This is a genomic window from Luteolibacter sp. (genome assembly GCF_039920825.1).
Lineage (GTDB): Bacteria > Verrucomicrobiota > Verrucomicrobiia > Verrucomicrobiales > Akkermansiaceae > Luteolibacter.
The window spans coordinates 1-17,724 of record NZ_JBDSCX010000012.1 but is presented as its reverse complement, the minus strand read 5'-3'; the positions used below and the strand labels follow the sequence as shown (position 1 = coordinate 17,724).

General features: G+C 59.0%; 11 protein-coding genes. 5 read left to right on the top strand and 6 right to left on the bottom strand.

The window, feature by feature from the left end:
• Positions 1–4: 4 nt before the first annotated feature.
• The 3 genes from ABIQ96_RS02670 to ABIQ96_RS02660 all read left to right on the top strand — a co-directional run bounded on the left by ABIQ96_RS02670 (position 5) and on the right by ABIQ96_RS02660 (position 6,652).
• Entirely contained in the window at positions 5–2,431 is a 2,427-nt protein-coding gene (locus tag ABIQ96_RS02670) for a hypothetical protein (RefSeq protein WP_348212995.1), read from the top strand.
• Between the two features lie 116 nt (positions 2,432–2,547).
• Positions 2,548–6,030, top strand: coding sequence for a hypothetical protein (locus ABIQ96_RS02665; RefSeq protein WP_348212994.1), 3,483 nt, complete (start codon positions 2,548–2,550; stop codon positions 6,028–6,030).
• Positions 6,031–6,037: 7 nt separating this feature from the next.
• Positions 6,038–6,652, top strand: coding sequence for a class I SAM-dependent methyltransferase (locus tag ABIQ96_RS02660; protein WP_348212993.1), 615 nt, complete (start codon positions 6,038–6,040; stop codon positions 6,650–6,652).
• Between the two features lie 18 nt (positions 6,653–6,670).
• On the opposite strand, the gene ABIQ96_RS02655 is transcribed toward ABIQ96_RS02660, so the two are convergent.
• Together ABIQ96_RS02655 and ABIQ96_RS02650 are read right to left on the bottom strand one after the other, a co-directional pair.
• Positions 6,671–7,180 carry a hypothetical protein gene (locus tag ABIQ96_RS02655; protein WP_348212992.1) on the bottom strand — a complete coding sequence of 170 codons (510 nt, stop codon included), beginning with the start codon at positions 7,178–7,180 and terminating at the stop codon, positions 6,671–6,673.
• 104 nt (positions 7,181–7,284) lie between these two features.
• Positions 7,285–11,055, bottom strand: a complete 3,771-nt coding sequence (locus tag ABIQ96_RS02650) for a GDSL-type esterase/lipase family protein (protein WP_348212991.1) — start codon at positions 11,053–11,055, stop codon at positions 7,285–7,287.
• Between the two features lie 231 nt (positions 11,056–11,286).
• Here ABIQ96_RS02650 and ABIQ96_RS02645 point away from each other — a divergent pair, with 231 nt between their 5' ends.
• Positions 11,287–11,535, top strand: coding sequence for a hypothetical protein (locus ABIQ96_RS02645; protein WP_348212990.1), 249 nt, complete (start codon positions 11,287–11,289; stop codon positions 11,533–11,535).
• A 196-nt stretch (positions 11,536–11,731) separates the two neighbouring features.
• On the top strand, positions 11,732–12,382 hold the full coding sequence (locus ABIQ96_RS02640; RefSeq protein WP_348212989.1) for a hypothetical protein: 651 nt from the start codon (positions 11,732–11,734) through the stop codon (positions 12,380–12,382).
• Positions 12,383–12,456: 74 nt separating this feature from the next.
• Here the strand turns inward: ABIQ96_RS02640 and ABIQ96_RS02635 are convergent, their stop codons facing one another.
• From ABIQ96_RS02635 to ABIQ96_RS02620, 4 genes are all read right to left on the bottom strand, one after another.
• The gene (locus tag ABIQ96_RS02635) at positions 12,457–13,392 is read right to left on the bottom strand and encodes a thioredoxin family protein (protein ID WP_348212988.1); all 936 of its coding nucleotides are present in this window, start codon (positions 13,390–13,392) and stop codon (positions 12,457–12,459) included.
• 13 nt (positions 13,393–13,405) lie between these two features.
• The gene (locus tag ABIQ96_RS02630) at positions 13,406–14,458 is read right to left on the bottom strand and encodes a DUF4332 domain-containing protein (protein ID WP_348212987.1); all 1,053 of its coding nucleotides are present in this window, start codon (positions 14,456–14,458) and stop codon (positions 13,406–13,408) included.
• A gap of 50 nt (positions 14,459–14,508) precedes the next feature.
• A complete protein-coding gene (locus ABIQ96_RS02625) occupies positions 14,509–17,199 on the bottom strand; it encodes a valine--tRNA ligase (RefSeq protein ID WP_348212986.1) in 2,691 nt (896 codons plus the stop codon).
• A gap of 157 nt (positions 17,200–17,356) precedes the next feature.
• The coding region (locus ABIQ96_RS02620; RefSeq protein ID WP_348212985.1) for a putative PEP-binding protein at positions 17,357–17,724 on the bottom strand (368 nt) is incomplete at its 5' end.

Genomic DNA, 17,724 nt, shown 5'->3' with positions numbered 1-17,724 from the left:
CATCATGAACACCTGGAAGAATTTAATCCTAACACTTCAATCCCTTGGGGTTTGGCTCTCCCTCTGCGCCATCGGCCACGGGCAGACCACCAGCCGGCTTTCCACCTCGTTCATCGCGCGCGGCGAGCAGGCAACGCTGGAAGTCGCCGTTGCCGGCGGCCAGCCGACCGGAGCTCCGCAAATCACCCAACTGAAGAACGTCCGGATTCACGAAACCAATATCGGCCCGCTGACCCGGCTGATCCCCGGCAGAAAGCTGGAATACGTTTTCCAATACAACGTGATCAGCTATGACATCGGCAGATACACCATCCCTGCGATTCCGGTAGTTGTGGACGGAGCCACCACCCTAACCGAACCCGTCGATTTTGTAGTCTTCAATCCCGACGAACTCCAGTGGTCGGAGATCGATGTGGAAGGCCGGAAAATCCGTTACGCCAGTTCCTTCCGGTCGCTGAACGACAAGCCCTATGAAAACGAAACCACGCCGACAGAGATCAAGATTTTCGTCCCGCGCGAAATGGTCGTCGAAGACTGGGGCATACCTGACTTCGAACGTGACGGACTCGCCGCCTGGCGCTTCCAACCGTCGCCGATGCGCAGTACGATCAATTTGTTAGGAGTCCCCTACTACTCGGTGGCCTATCCGAGCACGATCACCCCCACCCGCACCGGCGTGATTTCCATCGGCCCGGCGAAGGTCCGTCTGATCACCCAGGAAAATGTCCAGGATCCGTTTCCACGCTGGATCAACCGGGAAATTTACGTGCAGGTTCCCAAGCTGGAGATGGAAGCCCAGCCCCTGCCCAAAGGAGCTCCCGAAGGTTTTGAAAACGCGGTCGGCAGCTTCCACTTGAGCGCCAGCACGGCTGTTTCCGAAATCCAGGAAGGCGATCCGGTCACGGTGGACCTGATTGTCAACGGCAGCGGCAACCTCGATACGATGCGCCCGCCGAAACTCGAGGATGCGAGCGGTTGGAAGATTTACCCCACCACCACCGAACAACGCGGCGACGAGCGGCGCGATCTATCAGGCAGCGTCATTTTCCACCAGTCGATCCGGCCGTTGGAAATGAAATCGGAAATCCCCTCGTTCCGGCTGATCTATTTCGACCCAGGCGACAAAACCTACAAGACCGTGACCACCGACCCCATCACGTTGCGGGTGATCCCCGGTCCCGCAAAAGCCGCGGATGTTGCAGCGCAGTCGCTACCCGTCCCCTTCGAGCGGATGACCGACATCCTCGCACTGCTCCGTCCTGCGCAACTCACCGTGCCGGCAGTCCCGGCATTGCCAGTTTGGTTAGGCCATGCGATCGGCGGGCTGCTCGCGCTGTTACTCGTGGTAAAAGCCCTCTGGATGCGCTACTCGCAGCGCTTGAGCCAAAATCCCGACTCCCGGATCCGTACCCGTGAACTTCAGGAAATCAGCAACGCGAAATCCGCCGAAGATACCGATTTCCTGAAAGCCGCCGGCAGTTTCATCGAGCGCCACCTCGGCCGCAATTCCAGCCCTGAGGTCCAGGCCGTGCTTGCCGAGCGCGATGCCGTTTGCTTCCGCGCCGAGAAGCCTAAATCCATGCTCGACCGGAAACGCCGCGACGAAATTCTCCAATTGCTCCGAACGTCCTCGATGATTCTGTTAGCCATCTTCGCAATGGGACTGGGCGGCACCGCACGTGCCGACGATGTTTCAAAGCAAGCCATGGAGGCCTTCGATTCCGCGAAATACGAGGACGCCATCAAACTCTGGCTCGGTGCGGGAAAGTATGAGGATCTATCCGCCGACACGCTCTATAACATCGGCAACGCGTGTTATCGTTCCGGCTCCCCCGGCTACGCCGCGCTCTACTATCGGCGCGCGCTCGTACGCGATTCAGGCCATCAGGAAGCCCGGCAGAACCTTCGTTTCATCGAGCGGAAATACGGTGCGATCACCGTCCAACGCCCCGATTACCAATACGCCCTCGCCCGTTTGCCGCTGTCGGTCTGGCAGAACACGCTGTGGCTCGGACTTTGGATTTGTGGACTTGCACTGCTCGTATTCCCCGCCACCCGTCCGAACGCACGGGTGAGATGGGTCGCTGTCGGTGCGCTGGTAATCGGTCCGTTGTTGGTTTCCGCCGGGCTTCTCGGCTGGCGCTATTTCCCCAATGACGCCGAGTTCGCGCCGCTGGCCAATCAAGCGGTGATCATTTCCGAAAAAGTCGCTCTCCACACCGATGCCGCCCGCACCGCGCCCGAAGTCATCGACGCGCCGCCCGGCTCGCTTTGCGAAGTCATCCAGGAATCCGGACGCTGGGCCTACGTCGCCTTCGCTTCGAAAACCCGCGGCTGGATCCCCAAGGAATCCATCGAAAAAGTCCAGCCGGTCAAAGCACCCGAACCGCCGAAATTTCCCAAGCCCAAGGCCGACGGAAAATCCGCCTGATGCCTCTATCTTGGATCGTCCTCGCCTGAGGAAACGCGACCAGTGGCCAGCGACTTCAATCTGGCCCGGAGCTTGCTTATTGCACGGCTACCCATTTAAACCTTCCGCAGCCCGCCATGCCCAACCTCAAAGATAAAATCGGCTTCACCGCAAACGGTCCCGCCATCGCCTCGCCTGCTGAAGAAAACCGCCTTCGCGAGTTCGTGAACCTGAAGCTCGCCGCGCGGGGTTACCCGATCGTCGGCAACGAGGAGGATTATCCGTTTCTCGACCTCGGCCGCTCGCTAATTGCCAATCTCCAGGAGAAAAACCGGTTGCTCTCCGACTACCTCTGCCCTGCGGATGCCTCCATCGATGACTACTTGCGCGATTATCTCGGCGCGGAGATCGTGGCGGAAGTTTTCCCTGACAAGGCCCACCTGTTGCCGGCGAGCCCGCTGATGATGGAGCGCCACGGCATCGCGCGGATGTTGTCGATTCCTCCGGATCAGGATGAGTTCAAATCGTCGATCCTGAGTTCCTACCGGGTCTATCAGGGAGTTTGCCACAATCCGGCGAGCGACCGACGGACGACCGAGGGAGTCTTCCATGTCGCCGAGGGCGGCCTGCCGGTTCCTGCCGATAAAAAAGGTGTACCGAAGGCGGTCTTCGCCCGCTTGCTAAAGAGCGCCCTAACTCCTCCCGAGGAAATCATGACGCTGCCGTTCACCGGTACCAGCAAGACCCCGGCGAAGGTGTTCGTCTCGCTGTTGCTGCGTCCGGTCCTGACTCCGGAAGTCCCCGGCGTTTCTCCTGAGAAGTCGATGGAGACCCGCTTCTTCGCTCCCGGAAACCTGGTGAGCAACCTCGACTTTGTGGAGAGCATTTTCGGCAATGCCGGCGATCCGTTTCTGCCGGAAAACGACGCCCGCCTCGATGCGGAGCACTGGTCTGGCCACACCGGTTGCGTCATCCTCGCGCCGCATCTCGTTTCACTCAAAAAGAAGGATCTCGGACTTCCTAACATCGCCGACGCCACCGACCTCCAGAAGCGCGACCGCATGTGCTGGACCTCGCCGGACGAACTCTACAACGACGGCAGCGCGTTCAAGATCACCTGCCGTGACAAACGCGGCATCGTCGTCACCATCATCGCGGACAACTACTACGGTTACTGCAAGAAGGAGGTGAAAACCCAGCTCAGCTACGCCGCGAACCTCTTCGGAAATGCAGAGGAAGAACACGCCGGTGGAGCCATCGCGTTCCCGAGCTTCGACCTTGGTGAGGATTTTTCCCTCAGCGACTATTCGCGGCCGGTCGATCACAAGTTCTCGGGAATCATCAAGCGCTATAGCGAAATCTTCGACCTACAGCCCGAAGGCTACGGCATCGACAAGCAATTTCCCGACATCTACTACGTGCCCGAAGACGTCCACATCGACCTGCACAGCCAGTCGGTGAGTTGGGAAAACGAAAGCGGCAAGCAATCCATTTCCCTTCAGCCCGGCATCACCTACGTCCTGCCGTCCGGCTATAAGGTCGAGATGGTGAAACCCACCGCCGGCCAACGCTGGCGGCTCATCGGCACCACGGCCGAGGGCACCTTCTGCCACAAACCCTGCACCGTCTCGGGTGGCGGAAAATCGGAAATTTCCAAGTCTCTATCAGACGCAATGATCACCGCCTCAGTGCTGGTGAATAATCTGAAAAAGGATCTCGATGCCGCCACGCTGATCATCCACCACGACTTCTCGCACCGCTACATTTCGCGGACCGATCCCGGCAAACCCGGCCGTCCCCTGCTCAGCCCGGAGCGTTCGCTCGGCTCGGTGATCCGACTCCTAACAAATAATCCGGCCTACACGAACGAATACAACGCCTGGCTTTCCACGATCGGCACTTCCGTCCGCGATCTCGTTTTCATCATCAAGCGCTTCTACAAACCGAGCTGGGAGAAGGATGATTGGCGCAAGCGCTTCAGCGTCGATCTCATCAACGGCCAGCCCGGCCGCCAGCTCATCTATCGGCGCGATCGGCTCGTCACCCAATACCTCCGCGTCGGCTTCAGCGAGGACGGCACCTGGCGGACCTTCAGCATCCGCAAGGACTTCGCTCCCGCGAAAAAAATCCAGACCGAGGACGACATCAGCGCCTCCATGGTTGTCCCGCACGACTCGGTGGCCGGGCTTCATCCGGATGTGAAAAATCCATCGCTCAAATTCATCAAAAACTGCGAATACCGCCTCTTCCAACGCCCCGACGACGCGATCCTGCGCGGCTATGACAAGAAGACCGAAAGCGACTTCAGCCACGGTGGCTCGTTCTTCTCGAACTACGAACCCATCACCCGCGCCACGGCGAAGGGCATGGTCAAGGACTCCATCCGTTTCGAACAGTTCACCTCGCCGCTGCGCAAGCTGATCACCGCGTTCGTCGAGGAGGAAAAACCGGAATACGTCCTCAGCTCGCACCAGCCCCGCATCGTCGATGGCAAGCCGACGAAAAACCCGCGCTACCTGCAGAACCGCCCGGACCTTGAGGATCCGCGTTCCGTCTATCTGGCTGGACTCGGAGCTCGCTTCATCCGCCGCCTGCCGCTCGACGCCGCCGTGCCGATGCCGGTGAACTCCGTTCTAGCAGGCCGCCGCAACAACCCGCCGGACGAAGCTGCCGGCATCCGCGCCCTCGCCGTTTACAACCCGATCCACTATCAGGAACTGCCCGAGCTGTTCATGGATTTCATTTCCTCGCTCACCGGGAAAAGCCCGTCCACCACCGGCGCGGGCAGCGAAGGAGCACTGACGAAAGGCCCGTTCAATGCGATCCTGCCGATCCACGACGTCAACGCCGCGCTCGTCTCGTTCCTTCTCACCAACTACCACGGCTTCACCAGCGCCGCCGGTCACATCGGCCGCAAATACCGGGTCGATCACGACATCAGCCTGCTCGTTCCTGAAGTCTGGTCGCGCATGTTCATCCCGGAACGCGAGCCGAAGTATCTCATCGAGAACGAGTATCTCGAAAAGATCGAGGACTTCGTGCACGAGGGAAAAACCATCGAAGCCAGCCGCCTCGGCTACCGCATCACCGCGAAGTTCGTCTCCACCTTCTTCGGCCGGATGTTCTCCGCCGCGGACACCGTCTTCAGCGAGGACATGCTGCGCCCCGAGCTCCAGTCGATGGACGATTTCATCGACGGACTCGACAACATCATCAGCACCCAGCGTAGCGTCGCTCTCAACTATTTCGCCGACGGCAGCATCGACGCCGCCTGCCCACCGCTCAAGGCGCTGCTCAACATCATGGCCTATGGCGAGTTCGAAGGGAAGACCATCACCGATCCCGCCATCCGCTCGCTTTTCACCCGTGAGTCGCTCATCGCATCCGACTGGTATCAAGCCCGTCTCGATGCCAAGGCGAAGGTCGATCAGTCGCTCTGGAAACGTCACGTCACGTATCTCGAGACCTTCCTCTCCAAGCCGAACTATCAGAGCGAACTGGAACGCCTGCACATCCACGACCGCATGGCGACCGCAAAGGCCACTCTGGCGAAAGTGTCGTCACCGGAATACAAGGCCAGCCTCGTCGGCATGATCGGAGCGGATCCGGAACTGGTGTGAAAATGCAATGAATCGTGCTTCCTACGATGCCATCGCGGAGCGGTTTCACGCCATCCGTATCGGTTTCCGGCCCAAGGAAACCGTGTATCTTTCCCTGCTGCTAGATCCCGTGAAAACCGGCGGCAAGGTCCTAGATCTCGGCTGCGGCACCGGGCAGCCAATTGCCAGCCACATCGCGGAGCTCGGTCATCACATCACCGGCATCGATGGCTCCGAAGCCATGCTCGCCATCGCCCGCGAGCGGATGCCGGAGCAACGCTGGATTCACGGCCAGATGGAGGATTTCGAACTCGATGAAACCTTCGATGCTGTCGTCTGCTGGGACTCGTTGTTCCACATGCCCCGCCAATTCTATCAACCCATCATCCGCAAGATCCACCGCTGGCTTGTCCCCGGCGGGCGACTGATGGTGAGCAGCGGCATCATGGTGGATGACACACCGGAGGGATTCACAGACACCATGTTCGGCCATGAGTTTTACTACGACAGTCTCTCGCCGGAGCAAATGGTCGCCGTCATCGAACAAACCGGATTCAAGGTTCTCTTAGCAGAAATGTGCAACATCCCCGACGGCGGCCGCGACAAGGGAAAATGGGCGACGGTGGCGGAGAAACTTGCTTGATTTCGGAAGTCGGAGAATTCAGCACGACGCCCGGAGTTCAGAGATGATCTGACGGACATCCTTCAAATTGCTTTCTTCAAGGTCGGATAACAGTTCGTTGGTTGTGTCGAAAACATCGCCAATGAGTCGCCTTAAATCCTCGTTCAGCAGGATCCATTCGACGGTTTCCTTCCGCCTCAGAAATTCGATCATGGAAATGTAGATCGTGCCGATGAGGCAGTATGCCTCGTGCATCCAGCGGTACTTCGGATTGCGGCAATCCACCACGCCTTGAAGGCAATTCACATGAGCGATCAGAGCCGATGCCAGGTAATACCGCCCTGCCTCGTGCGGGATCAGCGCAAACAAAGGGAACACATCCAGTTCCTTGGTCAACAGCGGGACGAGCTCCCGATAGTTTTTTCCTGATAGAAGCTCAAGCGAATCGCCATCGAGCCAATCGCGGGAATCCACGACGGGAGGTTCATCGAACATCCGGTCGAATACGGTGAAAATCCTGCCTTTCAGCGCTTGAGGGGAATGAATCACTGGGTGCCGGACTTTTATCCGACGACCTGCGGACCGGCGAATCATTTCAGAAACCAACCGCTAAAATGACGAGCGGAACGGCGAGACGCAGAGACCACGTTGGCTCAAGGAGCCGGGGTGAGATCGAGAAGGCGAAGGCGGAAGAATTTCGCGGGATCGGTGACGGGGCTTTCGTAAAGGACGGTTTCCATGGTTCCGGCGCGGTTGACGACGGTCTGGGTGGCGATGGTGTCGGGCTGCCAATTGATAAGGTCGATGGTTTTCTGGAGAGTGTAGCCGACATCGCGCGCGCTGCGGTCACGGGTGAATTCCAATTGAACGCCAGTGGCGGACGGGCTCATGGCGAAGTGACCTACTTGGAACGGAGTGGCATCCTTAATGGTTGGATTGAAGGAGCGCGCGTATTCCTGAAAGTTGCTGATCCCGTCACCATCAGGATCCGCACCGGGCGCGATGATCGCGTTGAACGCCGTGGTATTTCCGGTGCGTTTGAGCTGGATGAAGTTGATGACGGGAAAAGGGGTGCCCGTGCCGGACGCGGCGGAGATGGTTAGAGTGACGACCCCAGCTGCGGTGGGAGTGACCGGCGGAACGTTGGTGAGCACGGCGCTGGTGGAGGCATCTACCGTGACGACGACGGGAGCACCGAGACCGGCGAAGGTGTAGGTGCCATTGTAGTGGAATCCGGCGACGAGCGAACCGCGGCGGGCGAAGAAAGAGAAGTCATAGGTGGCGGCAGGATTAAGGCCGGAAAACCGGATCGCACCTGTTAGCGGAACATCGTCGCGAAGACAGAACTGGCTGTTCTGGGCTGCGGCCGCGTAGCCGGCGAGCGGTGCGACGGGATCGCTGCGGAATTGGTCGAAGGAATCGGTGATGGCGACAGTCAGGGAGGAAGGGATCTGGCTGGTGTCGATAAGCGGATAGGGCGTGGTGCTGCTGGTGCTGGTGACGGTGTTCCATTTCACAGTGCCGTAGGCCGGACTGGCATTGGTATTGAAGTCGACGAGGTAAACGGCGGGGTTGCTGCGCTTGAACTGGAGGAAGTTGATGACAGGAAAAGGGGTTCCTGTTCCGGCCCCGGCGGAAATGGTGAGGGTGACAACGCCGGAGGCACTGGGAGTGACCGGCGGGACATTGGTGAGCACCGCGCTGGTGGCGGCATCGACCGTGACAACAACGGGAGCACCGCTGCCGGTGAAGGTATAGTTGCCAATATAGTGAAATCCGGCGACGAGCGCGCCGCGGCGGGCGAGGAAAGAGAAATCATACGTCGCGGTGGGATCCAGTCCGGCTATCTTGATCGATCCTGTTAGAGGAACATCGTCGCGGAGACAGAACTGGCTGTTCTGGGCGGCGGCGGCATAGCCGGTGAGCGGGGCGAGTGTGGCATCGCTGCGGAACTGGTCGAAAGAATCGGTGATGGTGCAGGTGCAGGCCGATGGATTGTTATTGGTATCGCTGAGCGGATAGGGCGTGGCGCTGCTGGTGCTGGTGACGGTGTTCCATTTCACGGTTCCATACGCCGGGCTGGCGTTGGTGTTGAAATCGATCAGGTAGGTCGAGTTGTCGGTGTTCTGGGTGTAGTAACCGGCGATCCATTCCTGATAGGATTTCGCGCTCTGGCCGCCGGGAAGGATGGAAATGACGTTGCTAAAATCGCTCTGGAGTGAACCCTCGCTGGTGGAGACACGATAGTCGTAACTGGTGCCGGCGACGAGTCCGGAGTTTTCAAAGAACGGAGAATTTCCCGGGCTGGTGCCAGCAACGGTCCACGGCTCGGCAATGCCGGTGCGGCGGCGCTCGATGGTGAACGGGGCAACTCCGTTAGAATGATCGGTCCAGGTGAGGCTGACGGTGGTGCTCGAGTAGGAACTGGCGTTGAGATTGCCCGGCGTGGTGGATGCCGGCATGGGAGTAACGTTGGCGGTTTGAAGGGTGAGCGCGGAAAGGCTTTGGGCGCAGTTGGCGACAGGCGCTCCCTGAACCGGAGCGAGGTCGGCAAGCGGAGCGCAGATTTCCAAGCTCGCTTGTTGCAAGGCGCCCTTGTCTTGGGCGAGAGCCTCGTCCTCGGTCCACGCGGCGCGATAGATGCAGACGTCCTGGAAGTCGGCACTCAGCGGAGCAAGCGCACGGCCTGAGGCCCCGGCAGCGCCACCGACGGAGAAGAAATCCGGAGTGTAGGAATCGTTCACGCTGCCCTTCAGTTGGCCGTCGACATAAAGCAGGGATTTTCCGGTAGCGTGGCGATGGGCGAGTGCGACGTCATGCCAGTGGCCGTCATTCGCATCGAGCGAGGCGGTCACCTCGGCACCGCCTGGACCGACGTAGACGAAGGAATTGTCGCGGATTTCCAAGGTAGCACGGTTGGCTCCGGTGCCGATGGCGGCGACCGTTCCGGTGTCAGTGCTGCGGACACGCATGTTGAGGGTGAACGATTTCACCGGATGCGAGGGAGTGAAGAGAAGCGGCGAGGTGACAGCCGCGTCGCGCTGGAGGCGGAGATAGCCGTTAGTCCCCTGCATCTGCGGCTGGGTGGTCTTGCCCGCGACGATGGCGTCGAACATGGAAGGCACGATCGAGGAGAACAATTCATCGTGGCCGGCCGAGTTCGGGTGACCGTCATCGAAATAATAGCCGGGAGCCCAATGGCCCGTGCCGTCGTCGATGGCACCGAGTAAATTGATACAAGGAACGTCCCAAGTGTTGAGCAGCAGGTTCATCCGCTTCAGATAGGTATACTCGTTGGCGTTATAACCATTCTGCGGGTAGCACAAGGTGATGATCGGATAGAAACCCTCGGCGCGACACTTGGCGACGATCTGGGTCATGCCGTTTTTAAAGCTATCGAAAATCGCCTGGGGATTGGCGGCACCGACGAGGCCTTCGTTTGCCAACGAAAGGCCGATGATGACCATATTGGCATCGGTGCGTGCATCCGCAACGTCGGCCTGGAAGCGGTTGAGGACCGCCGTGGTGTTGTTTCCACCGACCGACGCTTGGTCGACCTGCCACGCCACTTTCGATCCGGGAGCAATCGGTGACTGATTCTCCAACAGATTTCCCAAGCGGTAGGCCCATCCGTCGCTCTGGGGGCTGGCTCCGGTGCCCGCCGCCACGGACGAACCGCACACCACGATTTCCTGCGGGATGCTGCCGTAGGTGATAGGAGCGACGTCGGCAAACGTGTCGCCGAGGCGGAACTCATCCACCGAACCGACCGCGCCGTTCCCCTGGATGCGGATGCGGTCGTAAACAAGCGCGCTGGTCCGGGTAACGGTGAGATCCGGAGTGGTCGGCTCGGTCCCCGACTGCGGATTGACATACATTTTGATCGTCGCGGAAGCAGCGGCAAAGTCGATGCGGCAGACGACGAGAGAAAGATGGCTGCAGGTGACGGTGGAATTCAGCGGGGTGCCGACCTTGGGTTCCAGGCCGAAGACATTGGGAGTGCCGCCGCGTTTTCCGGTGAACAACGTTTCCGTGGCCGCACCGTCGTAGAGAGAAACGCCCGCGTAGCCTGAAGTCGGATTCACCCGCATCAGGTAGCTGAAGTAAATGGTGGTGCCAGGGGTTTCTGGAGAGTTGGTTAGAACGCCAAAGTTGCCGTTGGCGTTGGTGCCGACGAAATCCACTTTGTTGCCACTGACCGATAGATCTCCGTAGGTGAACCCCGGTGAGGAAATCGTGCACCCGGCATTGGCCGCCGTGTAAGCCGAGCTGAAGCCTATCGGGCCGGTGGCTCCGGCGAGGGCCGATCCTGCGGTGTAATTGAATCCGTCGCGGGCGATAAGCGTGGCGTGGGCGGAGTGGGTCGAGGCCGCGGCGAGACCGAAAGCCGCAGCAATGGGAAGTGGCGAAAAGAGTCGGGTCATTTTGGAGGGTTTTGAAGTTGGGACGTCGAGAAAGCGCCTGTTTTCCCGTGGCTGGCTCATGGTCGAACCGGTGGGTTTGGAAACCATTCCCAAAGATGGCAACTGCGATCCTGGGACGCAACTCCATTTTGTATACAATTCAATATCTTTGCATACAAAGTCATTCTGTAAGCTTCGGTAGGGCTGAAATCGGCCTTTTCGACTCGCCGTCTTTCAGCGTCTACTCCGCGTGTGAACGAAGACCTCCTTCCCGATCTGCTCGCCGCCGTGGAACAGCAACTTGTTTCTCCCCAGACGCCTTACGTGGCACAAACGCTGACCCGACTGATCGAGCTCGGTATTGCGGAGGACGAGGCGAAGTCTCAGATCGCCCTGTGTCTTGGCGAGGAAATGGACAACATTCTCAGAACACGCAAGCCGTTCGACGAAAAGGCTTATCGGTCCGCGCTACAGGAACTGCCGATGGCGGAAGAGCCATGAAAGTTTTCTCCAGGTTTTTTAAACCCGCCCGGGAGGAGTGACATTTTCAAGGTGACAACCCATCGGTGGAAAGGAACCAGGGGAACGAAGCTAACCGTCTGAAAATCAGATTGACGCTGTCGGATTTCCTGAGAACTTTCCGCTTAGTTTTTACAACTTGGGGGTCCTCCAACCCATTGCTCTCCTCCCAAAACCCATGAAATTGAAAAGTTTACTCGTCCTCGGGACGGTCGCAGCTGCAGGCCATGTCCATGGCGCTGTTGGATATTTCGGTAATTTCTACGTTGTCACGACTCTCAACGGCGGTGCCAACTCCTTCAAGCAAGTGCTTTCCCCCGCGAACAGCCTGACCAACGCGGGCGGCGGATTCGGACTGACCTCGGACGGCAGCAATCCGGCGCTCGGCAGCTTCGGAACCATCGATCTCGGATCAGCCCAATCACTAGGACTGAACGGTTTCGAGATGAACACTTTCAGCGATGTCGGCAGCGGCGATAATATAAACTCAGCGGCCCTCTATTACCGGGTCACCAAGGTCGGCGACACTCCCGGCAGCTTTAGCAACATCACGATGAGCTCGGCGACGAGCGCCAGCGGAAACAACAAATTCTGGCAGAAGACCAATGCCGGTGTGAACCTGACCACCGGCCTGTCGAACGGAAACTACACCATCGATTTCTACGTCCAGAACAACGCAAGCTTCACGGGCGGCGGCGGCGGGACCTTCGTCATGAACGACTGGAGCCCTACCTCGGGACCGACCGCCACCTTCACCGTCGTTCCGGAACCCGCAGCTGCGGTCCTCGGCCTGCTCGGTACGCTTCTGATCCTGCGCCGCAGGAAATAAACAATCCCCATCCCATCCACTAAAAACCCAACCCAAAAACCCGGTCAGCCTCACCGCTGGCCGGGTTTCTTGTTTTACTGGAGGTTCCTGAGTTTTTTCTGCTCGGCAATCCACGCCTTGTCCTTGTCGGACAGGCTGGCTTCCTTGGTGCGGGCGCGGCCGCCATCGGGTTCGATGAGGACGAGTTCGCCCTTCGAATAGGAAACGAGCTTGGCGAAGACTTTCCGGTCGCGGCGGTCGGACCATTCGCGATAGCCCTTTTTCTCCATGCCGGTTCGCCAGCCCTTGTAGGAGGCGTCCGAAACGGCCTGGGCCTGTTTCAACTGGCCCCAGACAAACTGCGCGTCGCCCCGCTTGTAGCCACGATACCGCCCGACCACCTCGCCGCTGGGACTGATAACGATGAGCGATGGATAGCCCATGATCTTGTAGCGCTTCTTGAGCTGGTTGTTGTAGTCCACAATCCGGAGCTCGCGGTCTTTCGCGTCATCGATCGACATGTCCTGGTCGGTGATTTTCACGAAACTATCGACCCGCAGACGGACGAGATTTTCCGTGGCCCAGTCTCCGAAATCATTGGTGGCGAAAAGTTCCTGGCTGATCGCCTTGCACATGGGGCTGCTTTGCGAATCCGTGAACCAGATGAGCAGCGGCTTGCCCTCGCGGACGGATCGCTGTTTGGCGACGGTTTCGCTGTCCTCCCAAGGGCCGCGCTTGGGTGCGGAAAGGAGGGTCGCCAACTCGGGGATCGCGGCGTCGGGATTGTCAGGATCGGTGTAAACAATGTCTTCCGATGGGGTAAACATCGAAGGCGAGGGAGCCGCGGGAATATTTCCACCTGCTTCGACCGCGGTACCGCCATCGCCTTTATTCGCACGAAGCTGCGGCGGAATCCCGGTCGGACCGTAGGGGCTGGGCTCTTCTTTTTTGTCGGATTTACCCAACCCGAGCTTGGCGCACGAACCGAGTGCGAGAGTCAGCGCGAGCGGGATGGTCAGGTAACGAATCATAGGAAATCCTAGGCTACTTTTTCAATCGCACCGGAGTGCCACAATAGGTGCAGCGGAACCACTTGAACAGGAGTATGTGGAGGCTGACAGGAACGATGTGGCCAAGCCCGCGGATATGATGCGCCTTGGTGTTTTTCAAACAGGCGCGGGGAACAAACTGCTTTTGACCACAGATCCGGCAAGTCCCGGGCAGCGCCCAAATCAGGTAACAGAATCCGACCACTGGCAAAGCCACCGGGAACGCCAGCAACCATTTTGGAACCCAACCGAAACGCTCGGGCATTTCACCGGAAAGCAGCAACAGACCTGCGGAAATGATTGCCAGTGGCAGCAGCACCGCGAGCAACAGCGTCACCGCCGCACCGAGAGTCATGGCCACCGGGTGACTGTGGAGCACTCCCCGGATATAACGGCGCGACTGAGGATCGCGGCCAAGATTGGTTTCCACCCGCGGGGCCCGAATCAAGGCAACTCGGTCATTTCCAGATGGCATTTTCGAAGTGATCGTCCGGGGGCCGTCACCCACCAATTCCTCGGTGGACTTGATTTTCGAGGTATCGAATTCGATCCTCGTCGCACTGGTATCGGCAATCCGCACGTTGCTCGAAGGAACTGCCGGGCGGCCATGTCGCGGAGCCGGCACCCGGTCCTCGATCCGCACCTCCAAGTCACCCGAATAGCGGTTGAGCAGAATCGCCGGCGGGATGTCAGCGACCGCCAGCTTTTGTTCCACCAGCACTTTGGCGGGGAGAGGGATGGCGAAGGGGGCATTGGCGAGCATCGTCGCCACCTCGGAAGAATCCTCGTAATTCACCGGCATCGTCGCCGTCACAACGGAGGCCGTCTCGACACCAGTCAGATCCTGTGCGGAAGTGATCCATTTCTCGACGTTTACCCGGGTCGGAGCCTTTTTGGCGATGCGCAAAATGGTATTCGCCCGCTCCAATTCGGCCGCGAGTTCATCGACACCTGCCTTGGCAAGCGATTCGGCACTCGGAAATCCCGCCGCTTCGAGAAGCTCGATCGACAATTTTCCGATGCCGGGAATGCTGTTGAGATTCGTCATGGGTTTCGAGGCACTGCCACTCTAACGATGGAACGGACCTTGGCAAGCGGTCATGCCAACGCGGTAAGCATCTCGCCAAGTTGGATCAACTTCGCCTTCCATTCGTTCAATCTGGCCTTTTCCTGCTCGACGACTTCCGGCGGTGCGCGGTCCACGAAACTGGCGTTGCCCAGCTTGCCCTCGCACTTCTTCACCTCGATTTCGGTGTTGGAAATTTCCTTGGTCAGGCGGATGCGTTCGGCTTCCACATCGATCAGGCCGTCCAGCGGCAGATAAACCTCGCCGATGCCGGTAACTGCGGCAGGTGTTCCCTTCGGTGCGTCGTAGGACGAATCGAGCGTAATTTCCTCGGCGCCAACGAGCAGCGCGAGCACCTTCACCTCGCCCGACAGCCATTCAGGAGCAGCCTTGATGACGAAGTTCACGTCCTTCCTTGAGCCGACTTTGTATTCAGCCTTCAGGTTTCGCATACGGCCGGCGGATTCGTAAATCTCACCGGCGATACTTTGCGCCGCGGCAATTTCCTCAGTCGAAAGAGCAGCAAGCAATGGTTCAACGGGTAGCTCCTTTTGCATCAGGAACTCGCCTTCGGAAACATAGCCCATCCGTGCGGACAGCTCTTCCGTCACGTGCGGCATATACGGGCTGAGCAGTTGCAGATAGCGGCCCATCACCGCGTCGAACACTCCCAGCGAGAGAGCCTTGGCCCATGGCTCGGCGGTGTCGCGGAGGTCGAGTTTCACGGCTTCCAGGAACTTGTCGCAGAAATCGTTCCAGAGAAACTCATAGAGACGATGCGCAATTTCGCCAAAGCGATATTCTCCGTAAAGTCTATCGAGATCCACCGCGAGCTCGTCGAGTTTCGCCATCACATTGAGATGATAGGGACGCGCCGAGGCGAGTGTCTCCAGCACTTGGAACGGCTCTCCGCCCATCTGGCGGAGCCGACAGGCGTTGTAGAGTTTGTTCGCGAAGTTTCTCCCCTCCTCCACCGAGACTTCATCAAAACGAAGGTCGCTACCGGTCGGAGCGATCCGCATCAGGCCGAAGCGCAGGCCGTCCGCGCCGTATTTCTCCATCAGTTCGATGGGGTCAGGCGAGTTGCCTAACGACTTAGACATCTTGCGCCCCTTGAGATCGCGGATGATCGAGGTGAAATAGACGTTCTTGAACGGCAGTTCGCCGGTGAACTCGAAGCCCGCCATGATCATCCGGGCGACCCAGAAGAAGATGATGTCGGGACCGGTGACGAGATCGTCGGTCGGATAGAATTTTTTCAGGGTATCGGTTTGTTCGCCGACATTCGCCATCGTCGCAAAGGGCCACAGCCATGAGGAGAACCACGTATCCATCACGTCCTCGTCGCGCGTCCAGTTTTCAGCGTCGGCAGGAGCTTCGAGGCCGACGTGGATATCTCCGGCGGAGAAATCGGCCATGCCTAGCGACTCGGCGTTCTTGAGATCATCGAGCTTGTCCTTGCGATACCATACCGGGATTTGATGACCCCACCAGAGCTGGCGGCTGATGCACCAGTCCTGAAGATTGTCCATCCAGTGGGCATACGTTTTCGCCCAACGCTCGGGACGGAACTTGATGTCGCCGTTCGCCACCGCATCGGCGGCTTCCTGGATCTTCGGATACTTGAGGAACCACTGCATCGAGATGCGTGGCTCGATCGGCACGCCACCACGCTCGGAGTAACCGACGTTGTTCTCGTATTCCTCGATCCTGATGAGCAGGCCCATTTCCTCTAACTTGGCGGCCGCCTTCCGGCGGGCGACGAAGCGATCGAGCCCGTGGAAATCGGGAAGCTCGGGGCAGTTGATGTGCGCGTCCGGTGTTAGGACATCGATGATCTCAAGCCCATGACGCATACCGATTTCAAAGTCCGCCTTGTCGTGCGCCGGAGTGATTTTCAACGCGCCGGTGCCGAACTCGATGTCCACATGATCGTCCGCGATGATCGGAATCTCCGCATGCGGGAACGGCCGGTTCACCTTGCGCCCGATGTATTTCGTAAAGCGCGGGTCTTTCGGATTCACCGCCACCGCCACGTCGCCCATCAACGTTTCCGGACGGGTCGTCGAAATTTCCAGAAACTCGCCGGGTGCGTCGGAGAGCTCGTATTTCATAAAATACAGCTTCGACCGCTGCGGCGTCGAGATCACCTCTTCGTCTGATAGAGCGGTGAGCGAAACCGGGCACCAGTTCACCATGCGCTTCCCGCGATAGATCAGGCCTTTTTTGAAAAGCTCCACAAACACATGGCTCACCCACTCGGTATAGGGCTCGTCCATCGTGAACCGCTCGCGGCTCCAATCGCACGAGCAGCCGAGGCGCTTGAGTTGGTTGATGATGATGTCGCCGTGCTTGTTCTTGAAATCCCAAACGCGCTTGAGGAACTCGTCGCGCCCGAGGTCGTGACGGGTTTTCCCCTCCTCCTCGCGGACCACTCGCTCGACCTTCGACTGAGTCGCAATGCCCGCGTGGTCGGTGCCGGGAAGCCACAACACTTCCTTGCCATTCTGCCGCGCGCGGCGGGCGAGGATGTCCTGAAGCGCGTTGTTCAGGACGTGGCCGAGGTGCAGGATGCCGGTGACATTCGGCGGCGGAATGACGATCGAATACCCGTCCTTCTCGGAGGCGGGATTGGCTTCGAAACATTTTCCGGCGATCCAGGCCGCGTACCATTTGGCTTCGACGGCTTGGGGTTCATAGGCTTTCGCTAACTCGGACAACATGGGGCGGATGGATGCCAGACCCCGCCGGATTTGTCCAGTGTGGGAAACAAATGTGTCCCAGTCGGGAACGGGGCGTGGATTCCGGCCGGATCCACTACAAAAAAGCAGCCCCGGTTTCCCAGGGCTGCTTGGAATCATTCGTTAGAACGAAGGGAGCTTACTTCTTCTTGGCAGCACGCTTTTCCATGATCGCCGCTTGGGCGGCGGCAAGGCGGGCGACCGGCACGCGGTATGGCGAGCAGGAAACGTAGGCGAGGCCGACGTTGTGGCAGAACACCACGGAATCGGGATCGCCACCGTGTTCGCCGCAGATGCCGAGCTTGATGTCCGGGCGAGTCTGGCGGCCCTTGGCAACGGCGGTTTCGATGAGCTGGCCGACGCCGACGGTGTCGAGGGTTGCGAACGGGTTCTTGGCGAACACGTCGTTCTCAACGTAAGGCAGCAGGAACGCGCCCATGTCGTCACGGCTGATGCCGAGCGCGGTCTGGGTGAGGTCGTTGGTGCCGAAGCTGAAGAACTCGGCGT

Excerpts from the sequence above, each read along its gene's own strand:
- ABIQ96_RS02670 (WP_348212995.1), top strand. The coding sequence starts at position 5 with ATGAACACCTGGAAGAATTTAATCCTAACACTTCAATCCCTTGGGGTT.
- ABIQ96_RS02665 (WP_348212994.1), top strand. The coding sequence starts at position 2,548 with ATGCCCAACCTCAAAGATAAAATCGGCTTCACCGCAAACGGTCCCGCC.
- ABIQ96_RS02660 (WP_348212993.1), top strand. The coding sequence starts at position 6,038 with ATGAATCGTGCTTCCTACGATGCCATCGCGGAGCGGTTTCACGCCATC.
- ABIQ96_RS02650 (WP_348212991.1), bottom strand. The coding sequence starts at position 11,055 with ATGACCCGACTCTTTTCGCCACTTCCCATTGCTGCGGCTTTCGGTCTC.
- ABIQ96_RS02640 (WP_348212989.1), top strand. The coding sequence starts at position 11,732 with ATGAAATTGAAAAGTTTACTCGTCCTCGGGACGGTCGCAGCTGCAGGC.
- ABIQ96_RS02635 (WP_348212988.1), bottom strand. The coding sequence starts at position 13,392 with ATGATTCGTTACCTGACCATCCCGCTCGCGCTGACTCTCGCACTCGGT.
- ABIQ96_RS02630 (WP_348212987.1), bottom strand. The coding sequence starts at position 14,458 with ATGACGAATCTCAACAGCATTCCCGGCATCGGAAAATTGTCGATCGAG.
- ABIQ96_RS02625 (WP_348212986.1), bottom strand. The coding sequence starts at position 17,199 with ATGTTGTCCGAGTTAGCGAAAGCCTATGAACCCCAAGCCGTCGAAGCC.